Raw genomic sequence first — 20,658 nt, 5'->3', positions numbered from 1 at the left:
GTACAAGCACGCGTCGCCCAGTCCTGGTACTAGTCGGAGGCGATCGCGTTCAGTACGTTCATCCTGCCCGCCCGGAACGCCGGCACCAGAGCCGCGAACAGCCCCACGAACGCCGACGCCACGAACACCGTCAGAATCGTCGGCCACGGGATCTCCAGGACCCCCAGACCCTCCAGCGCCAGCAGCTTCTGCGCCGCGGTTCCCCAGCCCATGCCGAGCCCCAGGCCCAGCAGCGCGCCGAAGAGGGCGATGACCACCGACTCCAGGCGGATCATCCTGCGCAGCTGCCGCCGCGACAGGCCGATCGCCCGCATCAGGCCGATCTCCCGCGTACGCTCCACCACCGACAGGGCGAGCGTGTTCACCACACCCAGCACCGCGACGACGATCGCGAGCGCCAGCAGCCCGTAGACGATGTTCAGCAACTGGCCGATCTGGTCCTTCAGCTGCTGCTTGAAGTCGGTCTGGTTCCGCACCTTGTACTGGGGGTACTTGGCGACCGACGCCTTCATGGCGGCGTACGCCTCCTTCTCCTTGCCGTCCTCCGCCTTCGCGAACATGATCATGTTCTGCGGCATCTTGTCGGCGGGCAGGTACTCCGCGGCGGTCGTGATGTTGATGTACATCGCGCCCCGGTCCACGGTCGAGTCGTCGGCCGTGATCGCCGCGACCTTCAGCTCGGCCGTCCGGCCGTTCTTGAAGGCGGCCTTGAGCGTGTCGCCGACCTTGACGCCGTGCTCCGTGGCGTACTTGTCGCCCACCGACATCGCGTTCTTCCCGTACGCCGCCGCCAGGTCGCCCGCGACCGTCTCACGGCGCAGATCCTGCGCGTACGTCGGGTCCGCGGCGACCAGGTCCGCGTCCTCGGCCGTGCCGTCGGGCGCGGTCAGCTTGGCCTCCACGCTCTTGTAGTTGGTGACGTGCTCGATGTGCGGGGCCGAGTTCAGGGCCTTCTCGATCTGCGGAATGAGCAGCTGGCCCTTGTCGGACTGGATGATGAAGTCCGCGCCGACCGACTTGTCGAGCTCCTGCGTGGCCGAGGCCACCATCGAGGAGCCGACCACCGACAGACACGCCACCAGCGCGAGCCCGATCATCAGCGCGGCGCCCGTCGCTCCGGTCCGTCGCGGGTTGCGCAGCGCGTTGCGCTCCGCGAGCCGCCCGACCGGGCCGAACATCCGCAGGACGACCGCGCTCAGCGCCCGTACCACCACACCCGCCAGCAGCGGGCCGATGACGACGAAGCCGATCAGCGACAGCACCACGCCGAGGCCGAGGAACAGCGATCCCTCGCTCGCCTTGTCCGCCTGCGTGGCGACCAGCAGCGCCGCAGCCCCGCCACCCGTCAGCACCAGGCCGATCGCGGCCCGGATCCGGCCCGCCTTGCCGTCCGCCGGCGTACCGGCGTCGCGCAGCGCGGCCATCGGGGAGACCTTGCCGGCGCGGCGGGCCGGGACGTACGCGGCGACGATCGTGACCAGGACGCCGAGGAGGAGACCGACGGCCGGGGTCGTCCACTTCACCGTCAGATCGCTGGTGGACAGCTCCATGCCCAGCGAGCCCATCAGCTTCATCAGCCCGACCGCCAGGCCCACGCCCGCGGCGACGCCCGCGAGGGAGCCGACGATGCCGAGCAGCAGCGCCTCGACCAGCACGGAACGGTTGATCTGCTTACGGCTGGAGCCGATGGCCCGCATCAGGCCTATCTCGCGGGTGCGCTGGGCCACCAGCATCGAGAAGGTGTTGACGATGAGGAAGATCCCGACGAGGAGCGCGATCCCGGCGAAGCCGAGCATCGCGTACTTCATCACATCGAGGAACGAGCCGACCTCTTCGCGGCCCGAGTCGGCGGCTTCCTTCGCCGTCTGGAGCTTGTACGCGGCGCCGCCGTCGAGCGCCGTGGCGATGTTCTTCTTGAGCTGGTCGTCGCTCACACCATCCGCGGCGGTAATCAGGATGTTGGTGAACAGCCCTCCCCCGCCGAGCAGTTGACGCTGGGCGGTGGCGGTGTCGAAGTAGACGATCGCCGCACCGGGGTTGGTGACCTTGAAGGTGGCGATGCCGGAGATCTTCGCGGTGAAGTCGCCGGTGGCGGCGATGGTGCGCAGCTCGTCACCCAGCTTCAGGTGGTGCTTGTCCGCGGTGTCGGCGTCGACCATGACCTCGGTGGGGCCGCGCGGCGCGTTCCCGGAGGTGATGTCCATCGACTTGAGGTCGTTCTTCGTCCAGTTGGCGGCGATCGTCGGAGCGCCGGTGCTGGAACCCATGTCCTTGTTCTTGGAGTTGACGACGGTCACGCTGAAGCTGGCGACCCCGCCCTCGGCGGACTTCACGCCCTCGACCTTCGTAACCGTGTCCACCAGGGAGGCGGGCAGCGATTCGGGCTTGCCGGTCGCCGGGTTCTCGTCGTCGTCGGCGCCCTTGGGGGAGACGGTGACATCGGAGGCGGTCGCGGCGAAGAGCTTGTCGAACGTCGTGTTCATCGTGTCCGTGAACACGAGCGTGCCCGAGACAAAGGCCACCGACAGCAGCACCGCCACCGCCGAGAGCGCCATTCGCCCCTTGTGCGCAAGGAAGTTGCGCATCGAGGTTTTCCATACAGTCATGACGTGCGCCCCCGCGCGTCGAAGTCCTTCATGCGGTCGAGGACGGCGTCGGCGGTCGGCCGGAGCATCTCGTCCACGATGCGGCCGTCGGCGAGGTAGAGCACGCGGTCCGAGTACGAGGCGGCCACGGGGTCGTGGGTGACGATCACGATCGTCTGCCCCAGGTCGTCGACGGAGCGGCGCAGGAAGCCGAGCACCTCGGCGCCCGCGCGGGAGTCGAGATTTCCGGTCGGCTCGTCACCGAAAATGATCTCGGGCCGGGCGGCGAGCGCGCGGGCCACCGCGACACGCTGCTGCTGACCGCCGGAGAGCTCGGTGGGCCGGTGCTTGAGACGGTCGGACAGACCGACCGTCTCCACGACCTGGTTGAGCCACCCGGCATCCGGCTTGCGCCCGGCTATGTCCATGGGGAGCGTGATGTTCTCCAGGGCGTTGAGCGTGGGCAGCAGGTTGAACGCCTGGAAGATAAAGCCGATCCGGTCCCGGCGCAGCTGCGTGAGCTTCTTGTCCTTGAGCTTGGTGATCTCGGTGTCGTCGAGGTAGATCTCACCCGACGTCACGGTGTCGAGCCCGGCCAGACAGTGCATCAGGGTGGACTTGCCGGAGCCCGACGGGCCCATGATGGCGGTGAACTGCCCGCGGGCGATGTCGACGTCGACGTGGTCGAGGGCGACGACGCGGGTCTCCCCGGTTCCGTATGCCTTGACGACCTGCCGTCCTCGCGCGGCGACGGCCGTACGCCCTCCGGTGTCCCCATGCCGGGGAATTGTCACAGCCGTAGTCACGGTATGTCTCCTAAGTCTAAGTCAGTCGTCAGTCAGAGCAGCTAGCTGATGGGCGCGTTCAGGTCTCGCCGCGTACGGTTCGATTCTTGCTACAGAAGCGGTCCGGCGCGCTGGTGCACAGCGCAGTCTTGAACCGGGGGTTTTCCCCACCCCCCGGTGGTGCTGGCCTCACCCGCGGCCGTAAGAACAACCTAAGGAGTCGACCCACGCCTCCTCGTCGTCCCCCGGGACGAAAATGCCCCGGCCCTAAGTAGGGAGAAGCCCCTAGGGGTTCTCCACCTCTGGGTGGAGACGCATGTATTGATCCTGCACCCTGCCGTTGCGTGAGGCTCAAGTGAGAGGGTGTGCCGGGGATGTACGTGCAGGGGGAAAGGACCAAGGGGTGGGCACCACCGAGGGCATACCGGGGGCGGGGACGGGTGCGGGGACGGAGACAGGGGCGGTAGCCGGGGCAGGGGCAGGAACCGGGGCAGGAGCCCGGGCGCCCGCCACGGCGCGCGAACGCCGCCCGGTCGCCGCAGCGCTGATGGTCTGCATGGCGCTGGCCGCGCTGGACGGCACCATCATCGCCACCGCCGTACCCCAGATCGTCGGCGACCTCGGCGGCTTCTCGGTCTTTTCCTGGCTCTTCTCCGGCTATCTGCTCGCCGTCACCGTCTCGCTCCCCGTCTACGGGAAGCTCTCCGACACCTTCGGCCGCAAGCCTGTCCTGATCACCGGCATCATCCTCTTCCTCCTCGGCTCACTGCTGTGCGCGGGTGCCTGGAACATGGCGGCGCTGATCGCCTTCCGGGTGGTGCAGGGGCTGGGCGGCGGCGCCCTCCAGGGCACGGTGCAGACCATCGCCGCTGACCTCTACCCCCTCAAGGAACGCCCCAAGATCCAGGCGAGGTTGTCCACGGTGTGGGCGGTCTCGGCGGTGGCCGGGCCCGTGGTCGGCGGGCTGCTCACGACGTACGCGAACTGGCGCTGGATCTTCCTGATAAACCTGCCGGTGGGCGCGTTCGCGCTGTGGCTGGTCGTACGCCACCTGCGCGAGCCGTCCCGTATGAAACCGGCCGCCCGCCCCCGTATCGACTGGCCCGGCGCGCTGGCCGTCTTCGCGGCAGGCACGCTCCTGGTCACCGCGCTCGTCCAGGGCGGCATCGCCTGGCCCTGGTTCTCCGCGCCCTCGCTGGCGCTGTTCGGCGGGAGTACGGTCCTGGTGGCCCTCACCGTCGTCATCGAGCGGCGGGCCGCGGAGCCGATCATCCCGGGCTGGGTCTGGCGCCGCCGGCCAATCGCCGCGGTGAACCTCGCGCTGGGGGCGCTGGGCCTGCTCATGGTCGCCCCCATCGTCTTCCTCCCCACCTACGCCCAGTCGGTCCTCGGCCTCGGCCCGATCGCCGCGGGCTTCGTCCTGTCCGTCATGACCCTGAGCTGGCCGATCTCCGCGGCACTGTCCAACCACCTCTACACCCGCATCGGCTTCCGCCAGACCTCGATCATCGGCATCTCGCTGGCCGCCGTGATCCTCATGGCGTTCCCGCTGCTGCCCTACCCGGGCGAACCGTGGCAACCGGCCCTGCTGATGCTCCTGCTGGGCGCGGCGCTGGGCCTGTTCCAGCTGCCGCTGATCATCGGCGTCCAGTCGACGGTGGGCTGGTCGGAGCGGGGCACGACGACGGCGTCCGTACTGTTCTGCCGACTGGTGGGCCAGTCCCTGGGCGCGGCGCTCTTCGGGGCCGTGGCGAACGGGGTACTGGCGGCCCGGCTGGGCGGCGCGGGCGACTTGGACGCGGTATCACGCGCACTGGCCGACCCGGCGTCGCTGACGGCACAGGCGGCGGACCAGCTCCGGCGGGCGGTGGACGCGGCGGTCGACTACGTCTATCTGGGCGCGGCGTGCGCTGCCGGGCTGGCGCTGCTGGCCTTGATTTTCGTGGCCCCGCGCCGCTTCCCGGTCATCGTCGAGGACGTGCCGGGCACGCCCGATGAGGGTGTGCCCGACAAGTCCTGACGTACACGATGAGCTAGCAGATGCTCTGCGTGCTGTTGACCAGCCTGTTGTTACGGAAGTTGGTGTTGGTCCCGCAGGGGCTCTCCCTGATGGCGGAGTTGGTCACCGTGAGGTTCTGGATGTTGATGTCGGAGTTGTTGGCGAACTCGGACCGCGCGGCGAGGCGGATTCCGCCGCCGCCCGTGACGCTGCCGCTCTGCGCGGCGATGTTCACGTTGTAGCAGTTCTCGATCAGGATCGCGTTGTTGCCGGTGTTGGAGATGTTCACGCGGTCGATGACCGCGCCGCCGCTCTCGGAGACGCAGAACACTCCGCGACCGCCGCCGCGGGCGATGACCTCACCGACACGGATGTTGGTGGGGTAGCTACTGCCGACGCGGCCGTTGCGGTTGGCCATGCGGAAGGCCGCGTAGCCGGTGCCCGCGCCCGCGCCGTCGGCGTCGACCTTGGTGATGGTGGCGTTGATGGTCTGATTCAGCAGCAGGCCGGACTCCCCGACGTTGCGGGCGGTGACGGTGCCGACGGTGAGGCCGTCGACACCGTACGTCTCCACCGCGTGGCTGCTCGCCCCGGAGACGTACACGTTGTCGATACGGACATTCCGCGTCCACTGGCTGGTGTCGCCACGGTTGTCGATACGGACGCCGAGGCCGCGCGACAGGCGCATGTCGATCTGGCCGAGTACGACGTTCTGGACGTTCCGCATGAAGATGCCGTACAGCGGGGCGCCGGTGAGGTTGAGGTGCTGAACCTCGATGTCCCGGGCGCCGCGTGCGTAGACGGGGGCCTGGTCGCCCGAGCCGGTGCCGGTGCCGGTCACATTGATGGTGCCGCAGACGTCGAGCACGGTGTAGCTCGGCAGGGAGACCCTGGAGCCCGCACTGATGGAGCCGGAGCCGCGCACGACGACCCGCTCCTTGGCGGTGCGGCCGGAGCTGAGGCTGTTCACGGCGGCCTGCATGGCCGCGCGCATGTCACTGCCGGTGTACACGGTGCTGCTGCCGCGCCGGGCGGTCCAGGTGGAGCCGCTCAGTACGGCTTCGGCCTGGTAGGAGCCGTCGCCGCAGGCCGCCAACGGGGCGGCGGCACCGGCCGGTTGCGGCGCGACGGCTGTTTCGGGGGCCGCGCTGGCGGGGGCGGTCAGCGCGGCCACGGTGGCCAGGAGGGCGGTGGTGCAGGCGGCGGCGATGCCGGCCCGGGTTCTGATTAAGGCTGTGGCCCTGCGTCCCATGTCTTCTTCTCCTGCGTGGGGGGTCGGTCCACCGCGCGCGATTCCTATGAATCGATTCATTTCCGAGGCGCGAACGGCCTCGGACGGCTCTGACTCGCGGTGGCTGAGCACGCGACAGACGAACTAGAAAGCGTTTTCTGTCGCGGACGGCGAGTCTGGCAACGAGCAGCCGGAGCGTCAAGAAGCCACCCGGTATTCGTTACAACGGCAACGGCGGCAACGTCCGCAGCCCGCCGACCGATGAACAGGCTCACCGCCTCCGCCCACCACGAGTGGGACATCTCGCACGGAGATGTTGTCGCGGTGTGCCAGTTCCAGGACGCGGTCAAGCTGTGCGCGGGCGGCCTTGCGTCCGCCGAAGCGCATGCGGAGCGCGGCCTCGTGAATGATCACTTCCTGGGAGACGCGCACCTCGGGCTCGATGAGCTGCTGGCGTTGTAGCCGGTGCTCGATCTGGAGTTCCCGCTCGGCGTCGGCGAGTTGGGGTGCCGAGAGGGCGAAGACGGCACGCATGTACTCCTCGGTCTGGAAGAGGCCGGGGATGCGTGCGACCTGGTACGTGCGGATGTGCGTGGCGTGGTGTTCGAGTTCGGCGACGTCGAGGAAGCTGGACGCGATGCGGCCTCGGTAGGCCTGCCACCAGCGCTTGCCGCGCTCCTTCGCCATGGCCACCAAGGCGTTGACGAGAAGTTCGTCCTCGCAGGCGCTCGCGCGCACTCCATCGCTCACGCCGAGACGATGATCCATCCGAGCGAGCCGAGCGCTGCCGGCCGGACGGGGCCCCCGCCGGTCAGCCGGCCACGGCCGTCCCCAGCTGCTCCCGGTACGCCCTGGCCACGGCCACCAGCTCGTCGAGCGCGTCCCTGGTCCGCACGAGGTCGGCGATGTGCGTGGAGAGCCGGTCGCGCTCCTGCGCCATCCGCTCCAGCGCGGAGTCGGAGTTCTCCTCGCTGGGCGCGTCGACGCAGGGCAGCAGCTCGATGATGGTGCGGCTGGACACGCCCGCGGCGTACAGCCGCTGGATGAACGCGACCCGCTCGACCTCGCCGTCCGTGTAGTGCCGCTGCCCGCTGGGACTGCGGGTGCTGGTGAGCAGCCCCTGCTCCTCGTAGTAGCGCACGGACCGGACGCTGACTCCGGCCCGCGACGCGAGCTCCCCGATCCGCACGAAATCCTCCCGGCTATGTCCTGCGTCACAGAGCTTGCCTCTGACACCAGTGTGAGGTTTTAGCGTAGCTGCCGTGCCCGAGGTCCGGGCGCCGCGGACCACGAAGGAGTCCTGACGTGACGACCCTTTTCAGCAGCTACCGGCTCGGCGGTCTGACACTGCCCAACAGGGTGGTCATGGCCCCGATGACCCGGGTCCGGGCCGCCGCCGGCGGTCTGGCGACGCCGTCGATGGCGGCCTACTACGCCCAGCGGGCCACGGCCGGGCTGATCGTGAGCGAGGGGGTGCAGCCGAGCGCGATCGGGCAGTCCAACCCGGGCACGCCGGGACTGCACACCGACGAGCAGGTCGCCGCATGGCATCCCGTGACCGCTGCCGTCCACGCCAACGGCGGACGGATCTTCGCCCAGATCATGCACGGCGGCCGAGTCTCACATCCCGACACCACCGGCATGCAGCCGGTCGGGCCCTCGGCCGTCCCCGCCGTCGGCGACGTGTTCACCCCGACCGGGCCCCAGCCCGCCCCGACGCCGCGCGCTCTGGACACCGCCGAAGTGCCCGAGCACGCGCAGTCGTACGCCCGGGCCGCCCGGCGCGCCATTGACGCGGGCTTCGACGGCGTGGAGCTCCACGGCGCCAACGGCTACCTGATCTCGCAGTTCCTCTCATCCAACGCCAACCTGCGCACGGACCGCTACGGAGGCCCGGTCGCCAACCGGATCCGGTTCGCCGTCGAGGCCGCCGCCGCCACCGTCGAGGCCGTCGGCGGGGCCAGGACCGGCATCCGGCTCTCACCGGACACGGAGTTCTGGGGAGTCGAGGAGACCGACGTCCGCGAGCTCTACACCGCACTGCTGACCGAGCTGGCCCCCCTCGGGCTGGCCTACGTGCACCTCGAAGCCACCGCCGACGAAGAGGTGCTGGTCGCCCTGCGCCGGGCGTGGCCGGGCACCCTCGTCATGAACCCGGTGCTTCCGATGGGACCGAAGCAGACCGGCCGGGACGACGCCGACCACTGGCTCGGGCTGGGTGCCGACCTCATCAGCTTCGGCCGCGCCTTCCTCGCCAACCCCGACCTGGTCGAGCGGCTGCGCGGCGGACTCCCGATCGCCCCCGTCGACGAGGCCACGTACTACCAGGGCGGTGATGCGGGCTACCTGACCTACTCGGCCCACCAGTACGCGGCTTGACTCCGATCCGCAGCGAGCGGGCCGGCGGGCGGGCGGTCGTAACCGGCGCGGGCAGTGTGCTCAGCCGGAACCGCCCGCGCGACGGGGCCGGAACGTGTAGTCGTCGGGCCTCTGGCCCCTGGCCGACGGCCGGCCCAGGGCCGCGCTTGCGGTGGGCACCCGGCTGGGCGTGCAAGCGAACCGGCCTCGTACTGGACGGACTCGTGCGATCTGCTCGTGCGTCCAGGTAGGGAGCCCCCTCCAGGGGTAGGGGCCCCCTACCTGGAGGGCCCCCCTACCCCTCCGCCGGCGCGCGGCCCGTCAGGGTCGCCAGGCTGCTGCGGACATGGTCCATATGCGCCTGCATCTCCTCGCGGGACTCCTCGTGCTCCCGCAGCAACCGCTCCGTCTCACGCTCCGCGCGCTCCTGCTGCACCCTCGCCTCACCGATCAGCTCCGCCGCCCGCGCCTCCGCGTCCTCCTGGCTGTGGCGGGCGTCCTCCTCCGCCTCCGCGAACGCCCGCTTCGCCTCCGAGAGCGTCGCCTCCGCGTACGCGGCGAGCTGGACACGCCGCGCCTCCGACTCGGCCTCGCGGACAGCCAGCTCACGGCCCACCAGCTCCCACCGCTCGGCCTGCTCGTTACCCAGGTCGGTCAGCATGGCCTCGGTACGGCTGCGCATCTCCTTCAGCGCGGCCAGCGCCTCCCCGCGCTGCTCCTTCGCCTCACGCCGGGCCTCCGCGCGGATCTCGTCGGCCGTCGCCTGCGCCGCGAGGAGGAGCTGCTTCGCCCGCGCCTCGGCGTCCGCCCCGACCTCGTCCGCGTACGCCCGTGCCCCGTCCCGCGCCTGCCGGGCTGCGGCATCCGCCGCGTCGCGCAGGCCCTGCGCCTCATCCTGGGCGGCCGCCCGCACCGCCTCCGACTCCTCGACCGTCAGCGCCAGGACGTTCTGGGCGCGGCGGCCCAGCGTCTCGTACGTCTGCGGGGGAAGCGCCGAGACCACCTCACGCAGCCGCGCCGCCTCCGCCTCCATCTCCTTGGCGAGGACAGTCAGCCGCGCCGCGCGTTCCCACGCCTCGTCGCGGTCCCGGGACAGGGCGGTGACGTAGGCGTCGGTCTCCTCCACGCGGTAACCACGGCCCCGTACGACGGGGAAACCGTGCGGCGACACCGATGCAGCAGTCATCCTTCAAGCCCCTTTCCGGCACACAACGCGATTAGCGCACATCCTGCTGGATCTGACCGAAGTGCCCATAATGCGACACTCCACCCATGTCGCACCGGCAGAGAAGGGGCGGAGTGTCCGACCCGTATGCAAGGCATACAGGCAGGCAGGTCGGACACCCCAATCATCCTTATGTCAGGACATCAGCATGTCAGCGTGTCACAACAGTCCGTCCCACATCTGCTCCAGCAACACCGACCACCAACTCTCCGACGACGCCAGCGCCGCCGGATCCAGCGCCGCGAGCTGCGCCTGGAAATCAACCGTCCACCGGCCCGCCTGCTCCGGGTTGAGGTTGTAACGCAGCCGCCACATCCGCCCGAGCAGCGCCAGACACCGTACGAACTCCGGCAGCCCGCTGTTCACGAACTGCGGCGCCACCGGCTGGCCCCCCGGACCCGCCTCCACCGGCACCGCCACCATGTGCGCCGTGCCGTACTGAACACAGATCGCCCGCCCGAAGTCGCTGCCCACCACCAGATACGAGCCAGCGTCCGACGCCGCCTGCACCTGCCGCTGCGCCGCCAGCTCCGCCAGCGTCGGCACGACCGGCTGAGCCGGCTGCGCCCAGAAGAACGGATTGAAATCACCCGGCAGCCCCGCCCACACCAGCGTGGCCGCCACGATCTCCGGCACCCCCTGACGCGAAACAGCCCGCTGGTCGAACCGGCAGATCCCCTGCGGCCCGAACGCGCCCATCAGCTCCTGCGCGATCCCCTCCGGCGGAATCGGCGGAGCCGGCGGCACCTGCGGCAACGGAGCCCGGACCGGCGCAGGCCGCGCCGGACCGTCCGCGACCTGATGCAACTCCCCCTGATGGGTGAGCAGATGGTGCATCCCCTGCTGCCTGCTGGCGTGATCCCTGCCGTACGGCGCGACAGACGTGATCCGCACCTGCGGCCAGGTCTCCCGGATCATCCGGGAGCAGTAGCCGCCCGGCAATTCGCACGACTCCAGCTCGGTATGCAGCTCAAGCACCTGCTGCGGCGGCACGTTCATGGCCCGCAGCTCATGCAGGATCTGCCACTCCGGATGCGGAGTGCCGGGCGCCGAACGGCGGATCAGCTGGGCCTCCGAGCCGTCGGGCGCGCGGTAGCGCAGTACGGCCTGATAGCCGGGGCCGACGGTCGGTACGCCCATCGGCTGCGGCGGATATCCGTACGCGGGCGGCTGACCGCCAAGCGACGGCTGCGGCTGCGACCCGTGCGGTACGGGACCGGGCGGGCCAGGAGGCCCCGGCGGACCCGGCCGGCTGGGCGGCTGCTGCGCGCCCGGGCCCATCACGGGCGGCCCGGCGAGCATCGTCGCGGCATGGTGCACGCCACCGCCCGGCGCACCGGGAGGCCCGGGCGGACCCGGCGGCTGCGGCACGTTCGGAGCGGCCGGGCCACCCATCGGGTTCGGACCGGCCAGCATCGTCGCGGCATGGTGCACCCCACCACCCGGCGGCGGCGTGGCACCAGGCGGACCGGGCGGACCGGGCGGTCCAGGGCGACCAGGCGGCCCGGGAGGCTGCGGCGCGCTCGGGCCACCAGGACCACCAGGCCCACCCAGCTGGCTCGGATCCGCCAGCATCGTCGCGGCATGGTGCACCCCACCACCCGGCGGAGGACCGGGCGGACCCGGAGGACCAGGCGGACCGGGAGGCTGCGCGCCTTCCGGACCGAGCTGCTGCGGCAGGTAACCAGCCGCCGGCGCACCGGGAGCACCCGGCCCCGACGGCGGCGGCGTCCCGCCCGGCCGCACACCCGGCGTACCGGGAGCCCCGGGCGGCGGCGGAGTCGTAGCACCACCGCCACGCGAGCCACGCGGCGGTACGGACGCCTTGCTCGTCGCCGCGTCCGCGATGTCGCCGGGCGACTGCTGAGGCGCCTGAGATGCCTGCGCTGCTTGCGCTGCCTGAGCTGCCTGAGGCCTGTCAGACTGCGGGTTCAGCGCCGGAGCGACCGCCGTCCGCGGCAGCTGGCTGCCCCCCGACATCAGCGCGGTCGGCGCCTCCGCACCCCCCGCCCGCGGCGGGGCGTCATCCTCATCGGCACCGGAGATCGGCGGCGCGAACACCGTGGCAGGCAACGGTACGGACGCGTCGTCCGACCCGGCAGCGCTGGTGTCCGTCCACGGCGTCGCCCCGGGCGGCGTCGGCTCGTAGTCGCCGCCACCGGCACTCGGCCAGCCGGACCCGCCCTGAGAGGCGTCACCACCGGACGCGCCGGACGCGCCGGACGCACCGGGCCCCGGCCACCCAGACCCACCCGAAGCGGCAGCAGGCGAAGAGGCAGCAGGCGCCGCCCAGTCGTCCCCAGCCGAAGACCCGCCCGAAGACCCGCCCGAAGACCCACCCGACGGTCCCCCCGAAGACCCACCGGCGCCCGACAGCCCGATCTTGTCCGCCGCCTCCTGAAGCCACTCCGGCGGACTCAACAAGAACGACGTCTGATTCAGATCAATCCGCTGAGGCGGCCCCGACGCCGCAGCCGCAGCCGCAGCCGCGTCCTGAACCCCGTACTCCTCCTCGTACCGCCGAATCACCTCACCCACCGGCAACCCCGGCCACAACGTCGCATCGCCACTGTCCCTGGCGATCACCAGCCGCTGCCGCCCCCCGTCCGAACGGGCACCGCCCTCCCGGTCCTCCGCCCACACCACAAACCCCAGCTCGAACTCCCGCACCCGCACCTCACGGTGCTGATACGAGGGCACATCCCCGTTGACCCACTCTTCCGCCCGCTCCTGCGCCTGCGCAAAAGTCACCATCGGACCGTCACCCCTCGTCCGAAATCGGAACAGCGCGCGCGAAGCCGCCGTCCACCATCAGGTTCGCCACGGTCTCCAGCTCCGGCGGACTGCCCGCCAGACGTCCCAGAAAACCGTCGAAATCATCACCACACGGCAGCAGCAGCCGCTCCACCCGCTCCTGCACGCCCCACCCGTCCTGATCCCGCGCATCGTCATACGCGCAGAACCAGACCGAACCGAGCGCCGAGCCCTTGACCTTCACCGCCAGAATCCCGCCCTGAACAAAGGCGACCCCCAGGTAGTCCTTGGTCAGATGGTCACGCAGACACTTATTGACGTACAGCAGGTCATTGACCCCCGCCTCCTCCCGCACCGTGAAAAACGGCTGGTCAACCAGCAGCCCCAACTCCGCGTCCAGCGCCACCCCCACCGGCGCACAGCCGCCCGCCGCCTTCAGGAACGAGCGGTACGGCCCCGGCAGCCGGTAACCCAAATCCTCCTCGATGCCCAGCAATTGCTGCTCGCTCACCGACACGCCACTCTTGGGCAGACCGAAATGCGCGGGCCGGGTCTCCTGAAGCGGACGCGTACCCCGCTTCCCCTGATCCACCGGAGCCGTCGCAAGACCGCCGTGATGCCGCAGCAGCGCCTTCACCTCCACCGGAACCAGCTCCAGCCGACGCGAACCCGGCACGTGATGCCAGGTCCAGCCGTGCGGAGTGGCCACCGAAGGGACCGTGTCCCACAGCGCATGGCCGGCAGCATGCAGAGCCGCGTTCGCCGATACGTAATCGGTGAGCCGCAGCTCATCCACGCCGAAACCCTGAGGCGGCTCCGCTATCTCCGCGGCAGCACGCGCGTACGGCGAGAAAACCGGATAGCCGCTGTCGTCAACCCGTACACCTCCAGGGTGACGCGAAGCCCGTACCGGATCCGGGAAGTTCACGACCTGCCCGGCATAGGCCGCATTCGGCGGCGCGGCATTTCCCCGGCCCTGGGGGCCGGGAGGTGCCCCCAGCCCGAGTCGACCTGTCGTCATGGCGGTTGCCCCCTGCTGCTGCTGGCTGGTTCAGGACAGCCTATGCGCTGCCGCAACAGCGAGAACCGGCCCTCCGATTCCGTCACCAACAGTCACAATCGAGTGACCGTTCGCCGACGAGTCGACACGTTTCAGCGACCCAGCTTCCACACCACCCGCCCCATTTGGCAGGCTGTCCACTCAACTCGGGGGCGTGCACGGGAGGGGACGAAAGACCATGCACACAGCGCAACCAAGTATCTCAGGCACCTCAGACGGAGCCGCAGGCATCTCAGGCACCTCAGACACGTCAAGCACGTCAAGCACGTCAAGCACGTCAAGCACGTCAAGCACCTCAGGCACCACCTCAGGAGATCCACGCCTCAGCTGGAGCAGTACGGAGGACGGCCGCCCGCCCACGCTCAGCCACCGCCGCGACGGCATCCTGCCCGCCGTCGCCGCAGCACTGTCCGTACGCGGCGAAACGCTCACCTGCACCGCGGGCAAAGCCGACCAGCCGCCCGTGCTCCACCCACTCGTACAGGACTTCCTCGACACACTCACCAGCGGCCAGCGCGAACGCTTCACCGGCCGCTGCCCCGAAGCGATCCTGCTCTCACGCCACCTCACCGCCGCCGAAGCCCAGCGATCCAAAAGAGCCCAACGTAAACCCCTCACCCACAGCGAGGCCCGCCGCACACTCAAACAGGCGAAACTCACCGCCCGGCGCATCCGCGAAGACGGCGACCCGCTGCACGGCAGCTACGCACCACCCTGCCGGTCCTGTACGGCGATGCTCGACCACTTCGGCGTACGCGCCGTCGACCCGACCACGGCCTAGCCCCTGAGCCCCGGCCCAGACACCGGCTGACCCTCGACCCAGAACGGCTGAACTCGCACCAATGCCGCCCGAACACCTCAGCACCGCCCGCTTCCCCGTCCCCGTCGACGCCGCCCTGCGCGACGCAGGCTGGCAACCCGGCCGCTGGGACATCAAGCAAGCCGAACACTGGGCCGACACCCTGCGCGGACACGTCTCCCCCGGCGGCCACCAGCACTCGATCTTCCCCGCGGCGGTCGAGGTCTGGGCGGAATTCGGCGGCCTACGCGTCACCGCGCCCGGCCCCGGACGGCAGACCGCGCCCACCCCCATGCACTTCAACCCGCTCGCCGGACTCCACCTCGCACGCACCCTCGCGGACCTCGGCCGGGCACTCGGCACAGAGATCTCCCCGCTCGGGGAAGAAGGCGACAGCCAAGCCGTACTCGCCATCGACACCGAAGGCCGGGTCTACAGCCTCGACCACACCGGCGACTGGTACCTCGGCCCCACCATCGACCACGCGATGGCCACACTCGTCACGGGCGTCCAGCCCGCGCGCCTCACCCTGAGCTGACCCACCGGCCGCCAGCCGCCGGCCGCCGAGACCAGCCCGGGCCCGCGCCGCCCCGCCCTACCGCTCCGCCCCGCCCTACCCCTCCACCCGATCCGGCAACACCGCCGAAACCCGGAAGCCCCCCGTATCCGTCGGCCCCGACACAAAGACCCCACCCAACGCCAGCACCCGCTCCCGCATCCCCACCAGACCATTACCCCCACTCGGCAACCGCGCGGCAGCCGCCCCAGCACCACTCGCATCCGGAGCGCCGTTCTCCACCTGCATCGCCACCTCGGCACCCCGATGCGCAAGCCGCACCCGCACCTTCGCGCCCGCCGCATGCTTGTGCACGTTCGTCAGCGCCTCCTGCACCACCCGGTACGCCGTCTGCTCCACCACCGGCGCGTACGCCCGTGCCTCCCCCTGCACCACCAGCTCCACCACCATCCCCGCCTGCCGCGACTGCCCCACCAGACCCTCAAGATCCGCCAGACACGGCCCGTCCTCCGCCGCCGCGGCGGCAGCAGCCGCAGCCGCCGCCCCCACCGCCGCCAACGGCACCGCGGCCACCGCCCGCGTACCGCTCTCCCCCGCCCGCAGCACCCCGAGCATCTCGCGCAACTCCGTCAGCGCCTGCCGCCCCATGTCACCCACCAGCGCGGCGTTCTTCACCGCCTTCTGCGGATCCTTCAACGCCACGGCCTGCAAAGCCGCCGCATGCACCACCATCAGGCTCACCCGGTGCGCCACCACGTCGTGCATCTCCCGCGCGATCCGGGTCCGCTCCTCCGTACGCGCCCACTCCGCCCGCTGCTCGGCCCGGTCAGCCAGCAACGACAGCTCCTGCTCCAGGCTGTCGGCACGCTCCCGCAAGCTCTCCATCAGCCGCCGCCGGGCCCCTATGTAGAGGCCGAACAGCAAGGGCGGCGCGGTCAGCCCGAGCGACATGATGACCGCCATCGTCGGCACGTACCAGGGGGCGTAATCGGCGGACGCGACGTCCTGCCGGACCCGTACGAACGTCACGATCAGCGTCGCGGACAGCGCCATCCCCGCGACCGTCGCCGTGATCCGGCGCGGCACCTCGGAGGCGGCGAGCGTATAGAGCCCGACGATGCCCATCAGATAGCCCATCTCGGCGGGCGTGGTCGCGATGGACACGAGTACGACGGCGATCGGCCACCGCCGCCGCAGCACGAGCACGCACCCGACGACGAGCCCGAACAGCACTCCGAGGGGCACGGGAACCGCGGCCTTGTCCGCGAACCCCACACCCTCCAGAGCGCACTCAAAAGCGGACGCGAGGCCGAGCCCCACGTCCAGTACGACACTGCGCCGCCGTCTCCACCACAGCCAGCTACGGGCGGTCGGGCCCGTGCCGTGCTGGTGTGCCCCCGTTGTGGTCATGTGTTCCAGCCTACGGGCGGGCGCGACTCATTTTCCGGAGAGTGCGACAGCACGGAATGACTTCGAACACGTACGAAATAGCCATAGATCGCACGATCCAGTGAATCGAGCGGGCTTTCGAGCCGGACGTTCGCATTCCGGATGATGATCACCACATGACAGCGATTCACGGCAAATACGCCGACTTTGAGGGCCTGCGGGAGCAGGCGATCGCACTGCGACGGGAGGGCCTCAGCCGACGCCAGATCCGCGACCGGCTCTTCGTCGACAACAACGACATCCTGAACCGGCTACTGGAGGGCGAGCCACCACCCGAGTGGACGAAGCGCCCGAACGCGAAGGACGACCTGCGCGACAAGGCGCGGGAGTTACGACTGAAGGGCATGACGTACGACCAGATCCAGGTGGAGCTGGGGTGCTCGAAGAGTTCCATCTCACTCTGGGTACGGGACCTCCCGAAACCGGAGCGCCGCGACCCGTCCGAGCAGGCGAAGCTCGCCGCCCAGAAGCGCTGGGAACACGAACTCGTCATCCGCGACGTGGAACGACAGAAGACCAAGCAGGAAGCGTTCGACCAGATCGGACAGCTCTCAGACCGGGAGCTGCTCATCGCCGGGGTCACCCCCTATTGGGCAGAGGGCGGCAAAGACAAGGTCTACGACCGACGCGAGAGCCTTAAGTTCATCAACAGCGACCCGAATGTGATCAAGCTCTACTTGCGATGGCTCGATCTGCTCCAGGTCTCGCGCGACCGCTTGCGCTTCACCGTCAGCATTCACGAATCGGCCGACGTGCCCGCAGCGGAACGGTACTGGGCGGAGATCGCAGACGTCAGCCCCGAGACGTTCCGCAAGCCCATGCTCAAGCGGCACAACCCAAAGCCGGGTCGCAAGAACACGGGTGAGACCTACCAGGGCTGCCTCGCCATCTACGTAACCCAAAGCGCCGATCTTTACCGTCGCATGGAGGGCACTTGGTACGGCATAGTGTTCAGTGCCGATTCGGCGACCTGACTCAATGTCCGGTTTAGCCGCTTTTCATCCCCCGTGGTGTAATTGGCAGCACTGTAGCTTTTGGTGCTATATGTCCGGGTTCAAGTCCTGGCGGGGGAGCTTCTAGGTTCGGGTCCTGACCTCCAAGGTCAGGACCCGCCCTCATTTCACCCCCGAAACCCCTGGGTATCCTTCCGGTGTCCACCACCCGAAGCCGAAGGGCATTCCCGTGAGCGCCAACCGCCCGGCAGCCGTCATCGTCCTCGCAGCGGGTGAGGGCACCCGCATGAAGTCGAAGACCCCCAAGGTCCTGCACGAAATCTGCGGGCGCTCGCTCGTCGGCCATGTCGTCTCCGCCGCTCGCGAGCTCAACCCCGAGCACCTCGTCGTCGTCGTCGGCCACGCCAGCGAGCAGGTCGAGGGCCACCTCGCCGCGCAGTACGCCGGTACCCGTACCGCCTATCAGGCCGAGCAGAAGGGCACCGGGCACGCCGTCCGGATGGCACTCGAAGCGCTCGGCCGGACCCCCGAGGGCACCGTCGTCGTCGTCTGCGGTGACACTCCCCTCCTCTCCGGGGAGACGCTCACCGCCCTTACCGCCACGCACGCCGCCGACGCCAACGCCGTCACCGTGCTCACCGCCGAGGTCCCCGACTCGACCGGTTACGGGCGGATCGTGCGCGACAGCGTCACCGGCGCCGTCACCACGATCGTCGAGCACAAGGACGCCGACGAGGCGCAGCGCGCGATCCGTGAGATCAATTCCGGTGTGTTCGCGTTCGACGGGCAGTTGCTGGCGGATGCGCTGGGCAAGGTGCGTACGGACAACAGTCAGGGTGAGGAGTACCTCACTGATGTGCTGGGGATTCTGCGTGCGGCCGGGCACCGGGTCGGTGCGTCTGTCGCGGGTGATCATCGGGAGATCCTCGGCATCAACAATCGTGTGCAGCTTGCCGAGGCGCGGAAGTTGCTCAATGAGCGGCTGCTGGTCCGGGCGATGATGGCGGGGGTCACGGTGGTGGATCCGGCGTCGGTGCTGGTGGATGTGTCGGTGACGTTCGAGCGGGACGCGATTGTGCATCCGGGTACGCAGTTGCTGGGTGCGACGCATCTGGCGGAGGGGGCTGAGGTCGGCCCGAATTCGCGGTTGCGGGACACGGTCGTCGGTGAGGGCGCGCGGGTGGACAACACGGTGGCGGATTCGGCTGTGGTTGGTGCGGGGGCGTCGGTGGGTCCGTACGCGTATCTGCGGCCGGGTACGAATCTTGGTGTGCGGGCGAAGGCCGGTACGTATGTGGAGATGAAGAACGCGACGATCGGCGAGGGCACGAAGGTGCCGCATCTGTCGTACGTGGGTGACGCGACGATCGGTGAGTACACGAACATCGGCGCGGCGAGCGTGTTTGTGAACTATGACGGCGAGACGAAGCATCACACGACGATCGGGTCGCACTGCAAGACCGGTTCGGACAACATGTTTGTGGCGCCTGTCACTGTCGGGGACGGTGCGTATACGGCGGCGGGTTCGGTGATCACGAAGGATGTGCCGGCGGGTTCGCTGGCCGTCGCCCGGGGCCAGCAGCGGAATATTGAGGGTTGGGTGGCGCGGAAGCGTCCCGGGAGTGCTGCCGCGCAGGCGGCTCAGGTGGCTGGCGCTGTAACTGAACAGGTCGCCGAGGGAAACTGACCGAAAACGGGTGCGTCCAACTCGGCGTACCGTGATACGTGCACACACATTCGGCTGGCTCGCGCTCAGTACGCCCGTGGCCAGACAACACGTCTGAGGAGACAGTGCTGTGACCGGGATCAAGACGACCGGCGAGAAGAAGCTGATGCTCTTCTCCGGCCGCGCCCACCCCGAGCTGGCCGAGGAGGTCGCGTTTCAGTTGGGTGTCGGCCTGGTGCCGACGAAGGCTTTCGATTTTGCGAATGGCGAGATTTATGTCCGTTTTCAGGAGTCGGCGCGTGGTGCTGACTGCTTCTTGATCCAGAGCCACACGGCTCCGATCAATAAGTGGATCATGGAGCAGTTGATCATGGTCGATGCTCTGAAGCGGGCTTCGGCCCGGTCGATCACGGTGATCATTCCGTCGTACGGCTATGCCCGGCAGGACAAGAAGCACCGTGGTCGTGAGCCGATCTCGGCGCGGCTGATCGCGGATCTGCTGAAGACGGCGGGCGCGGACCGGATTCTTACGGTCGATCTGCACACGGATCAGATTCAGGGTTTCTTCGACGGCCCGGTGGATCATCTTTCCGCGCTGAAGGTGCTCGCGGATTATGTGGCCGCGAAGGTGGACCGCAACAAGCTCACCATCGTCTCTCCGGACGCGGGTCGGGTGCGGGTCGCGGACCGCTGGTGTGACCGGCTGGACGCGCCGCTGGCGATCGTGCACAAGCGCCGGGACAAGGATGTCGCCAATCAGGTGACGGTCCATGAGGTCGTGGGTGAGGTCAAGGGCCGCGTCTGTGTCCTGGTGGACGACATGATCGACACGGGTGGCACGATCTGTGCGGCCGCTGACGCGCTGTTCGCCAATGGCGCCGAGGATGTCATCGTGACGGCGACGCACGGCATCCTGTCGGGTCCGGCGGCTGACCGGCTGAAGAATTCCAAGGTGAGCGAGTTCGTGTTCACCAATACGCTGCCGGATCCGGGTGATCTGGAGATGGACAAGATCACGGTGCTGTCGATGGCGCCGACGATCGCGCGTGCGGTGCGTGAGGTCTTCGAGGACGGTTCGGTGACGAGCCTCTTTGACGAGCAGGCTTAACAGCTAGGCAAGAGAAACAGCTGGGCAAGAGAACAAGAGAAGGGGTCGCTCCCGCGAGGAGCGGCCCCTTCTGCGTGATCGACTTTGGGCTGGCGGTTGGTGCCGGGTAGACTCAGTGAGTTGCTCGGCGAGGGAAGCCGCACCTCTGGTGCCGCTGTCCGTTATCGAC

The 20,658-nt window shown here is 69.2% G+C and carries 16 protein-coding genes and 1 tRNA gene; 8 read left to right on the top strand and 9 right to left on the bottom strand.

Features of this window, described 5'->3' with window-relative positions:
• Positions 1-29 precede the first annotated feature (29 nt).
• Together ACIHCQ_RS19775 and ACIHCQ_RS19770 are read right to left on the bottom strand one after the other, a co-directional pair.
• On the bottom strand, positions 30-2,606 hold the full coding sequence (locus ACIHCQ_RS19775) for an ABC transporter permease (RefSeq protein ID WP_399663706.1): 2,577 nt from the start codon (positions 2,604-2,606) through the stop codon (positions 30-32).
• Entirely contained in the window at positions 2,603-3,391 is a 789-nt protein-coding gene (locus tag ACIHCQ_RS19770; protein WP_399663704.1) for an ABC transporter ATP-binding protein, read from the bottom strand. Before ACIHCQ_RS19770 ends, ACIHCQ_RS19775 begins: the two co-directional genes overlap by 4 nt.
• Before the next feature lie 382 nt (positions 3,392-3,773).
• Between ACIHCQ_RS19770 and ACIHCQ_RS19765 the strand changes: the two genes are divergently transcribed.
• Positions 3,774-5,390, top strand: a complete 1,617-nt coding sequence (locus tag ACIHCQ_RS19765; protein ID WP_399663702.1) for an MFS transporter — start codon at positions 3,774-3,776, stop codon at positions 5,388-5,390.
• 13 nt (positions 5,391-5,403) lie between these two features.
• Here the strand turns inward: ACIHCQ_RS19765 and ACIHCQ_RS19760 are convergent, their stop codons facing one another.
• The 3 genes from ACIHCQ_RS19760 to ACIHCQ_RS19750 all read right to left on the bottom strand — a co-directional run bounded on the left by ACIHCQ_RS19760 (position 5,404) and on the right by ACIHCQ_RS19750 (position 7,789).
• Complete coding sequence (locus tag ACIHCQ_RS19760; protein ID WP_399663700.1) at positions 5,404-6,621, bottom strand: hypothetical protein; 1,218 nt, start codon at positions 6,619-6,621, stop codon at positions 5,404-5,406.
• A 177-nt stretch (positions 6,622-6,798) separates the two neighbouring features.
• The gene (locus tag ACIHCQ_RS19755) at positions 6,799-7,350 is read right to left on the bottom strand and encodes a DUF5753 domain-containing protein (protein WP_399663699.1); all 552 of its coding nucleotides are present in this window, start codon (positions 7,348-7,350) and stop codon (positions 6,799-6,801) included.
• 61 nt (positions 7,351-7,411) lie between these two features.
• Entirely contained in the window at positions 7,412-7,789 is a 378-nt protein-coding gene (locus ACIHCQ_RS19750; RefSeq protein WP_399663697.1) for a MerR family transcriptional regulator, read from the bottom strand.
• Between the two features lie 116 nt (positions 7,790-7,905).
• On the opposite strand from ACIHCQ_RS19750, the gene ACIHCQ_RS19745 reads away from it, so the two are divergent.
• Positions 7,906-8,979, top strand: a complete 1,074-nt coding sequence (locus ACIHCQ_RS19745) for an alkene reductase (protein ID WP_399663695.1) — start codon at positions 7,906-7,908, stop codon at positions 8,977-8,979.
• Positions 8,980-9,253: 274 nt separating this feature from the next.
• Here the strand turns inward: ACIHCQ_RS19745 and ACIHCQ_RS19740 are convergent, their stop codons facing one another.
• The 3 genes from ACIHCQ_RS19740 to ACIHCQ_RS19730 form a co-directional block, all read right to left on the bottom strand.
• Positions 9,254-10,144 (bottom strand): cellulose-binding protein, encoded by an 891-nt coding sequence (locus ACIHCQ_RS19740; protein WP_399663694.1) that lies wholly within the window; start codon positions 10,142-10,144, stop codon positions 9,254-9,256.
• 198 nt (positions 10,145-10,342) lie between these two features.
• Complete coding sequence (locus ACIHCQ_RS19735) at positions 10,343-12,937, bottom strand: SUKH-4 family immunity protein (protein ID WP_399663693.1); 2,595 nt, start codon at positions 12,935-12,937, stop codon at positions 10,343-10,345.
• A 7-nt stretch (positions 12,938-12,944) separates the two neighbouring features.
• Positions 12,945-13,958, bottom strand: coding sequence for an SMI1/KNR4 family protein (locus tag ACIHCQ_RS19730; protein ID WP_399663692.1), 1,014 nt, complete (start codon positions 13,956-13,958; stop codon positions 12,945-12,947).
• Between the two features lie 217 nt (positions 13,959-14,175).
• On the opposite strand from ACIHCQ_RS19730, the gene ACIHCQ_RS19725 reads away from it, so the two are divergent.
• Both ACIHCQ_RS19725 and ACIHCQ_RS19720 read left to right on the top strand, forming a co-directional pair.
• Complete coding sequence (locus ACIHCQ_RS19725; RefSeq protein ID WP_399663691.1) at positions 14,176-14,778, top strand: YwqJ-related putative deaminase; 603 nt, start codon at positions 14,176-14,178, stop codon at positions 14,776-14,778.
• A gap of 61 nt (positions 14,779-14,839) precedes the next feature.
• Positions 14,840-15,334: an SUKH-3 domain-containing protein gene (locus tag ACIHCQ_RS19720; protein ID WP_399663689.1), complete on the top strand. Its 495-nt coding sequence runs from the start codon at positions 14,840-14,842 to the stop codon at positions 15,332-15,334.
• Positions 15,335-15,409: 75 nt separating this feature from the next.
• On the opposite strand, the gene ACIHCQ_RS19715 is transcribed toward ACIHCQ_RS19720, so the two are convergent.
• Positions 15,410-16,723, bottom strand: a complete 1,314-nt coding sequence (locus ACIHCQ_RS19715; RefSeq protein ID WP_399663687.1) for a sensor histidine kinase — start codon at positions 16,721-16,723, stop codon at positions 15,410-15,412.
• A 155-nt stretch (positions 16,724-16,878) separates the two neighbouring features.
• Between ACIHCQ_RS19715 and ACIHCQ_RS19710 the strand changes: the two genes are divergently transcribed.
• The 4 genes from ACIHCQ_RS19710 (at position 16,879) to ACIHCQ_RS19695 (ending at position 20,489) form a co-directional block, all read left to right on the top strand.
• Complete coding sequence (locus ACIHCQ_RS19710; RefSeq protein WP_399663685.1) at positions 16,879-17,736, top strand: hypothetical protein; 858 nt, start codon at positions 16,879-16,881, stop codon at positions 17,734-17,736.
• 27 nt (positions 17,737-17,763) lie between these two features.
• Positions 17,764-17,835, top strand: a tRNA-Gln gene (locus ACIHCQ_RS19705).
• 109 nt (positions 17,836-17,944) lie between these two features.
• Positions 17,945-19,402: a bifunctional UDP-N-acetylglucosamine diphosphorylase/glucosamine-1-phosphate N-acetyltransferase GlmU gene (gene glmU / locus ACIHCQ_RS19700; protein ID WP_399663683.1), complete on the top strand. Its 1,458-nt coding sequence runs from the start codon at positions 17,945-17,947 to the stop codon at positions 19,400-19,402.
• A gap of 109 nt (positions 19,403-19,511) precedes the next feature.
• Positions 19,512-20,489, top strand: coding sequence for a ribose-phosphate diphosphokinase (locus ACIHCQ_RS19695; RefSeq protein WP_399663681.1), 978 nt, complete (start codon positions 19,512-19,514; stop codon positions 20,487-20,489).
• Positions 20,490-20,658 lie beyond the last annotated feature (169 nt).

Origin of the sequence: Streptomyces sp. NPDC052236 (genome assembly GCF_044548015.1) — a bacterium.
In the GTDB taxonomy this organism is placed as follows: Bacteria; Actinomycetota; Actinomycetes; order Streptomycetales; family Streptomycetaceae; genus Streptomyces.
Note: the sequence above shows the minus strand (reverse complement) of the source record. Positions and strands in the feature narration are given on the sequence as shown.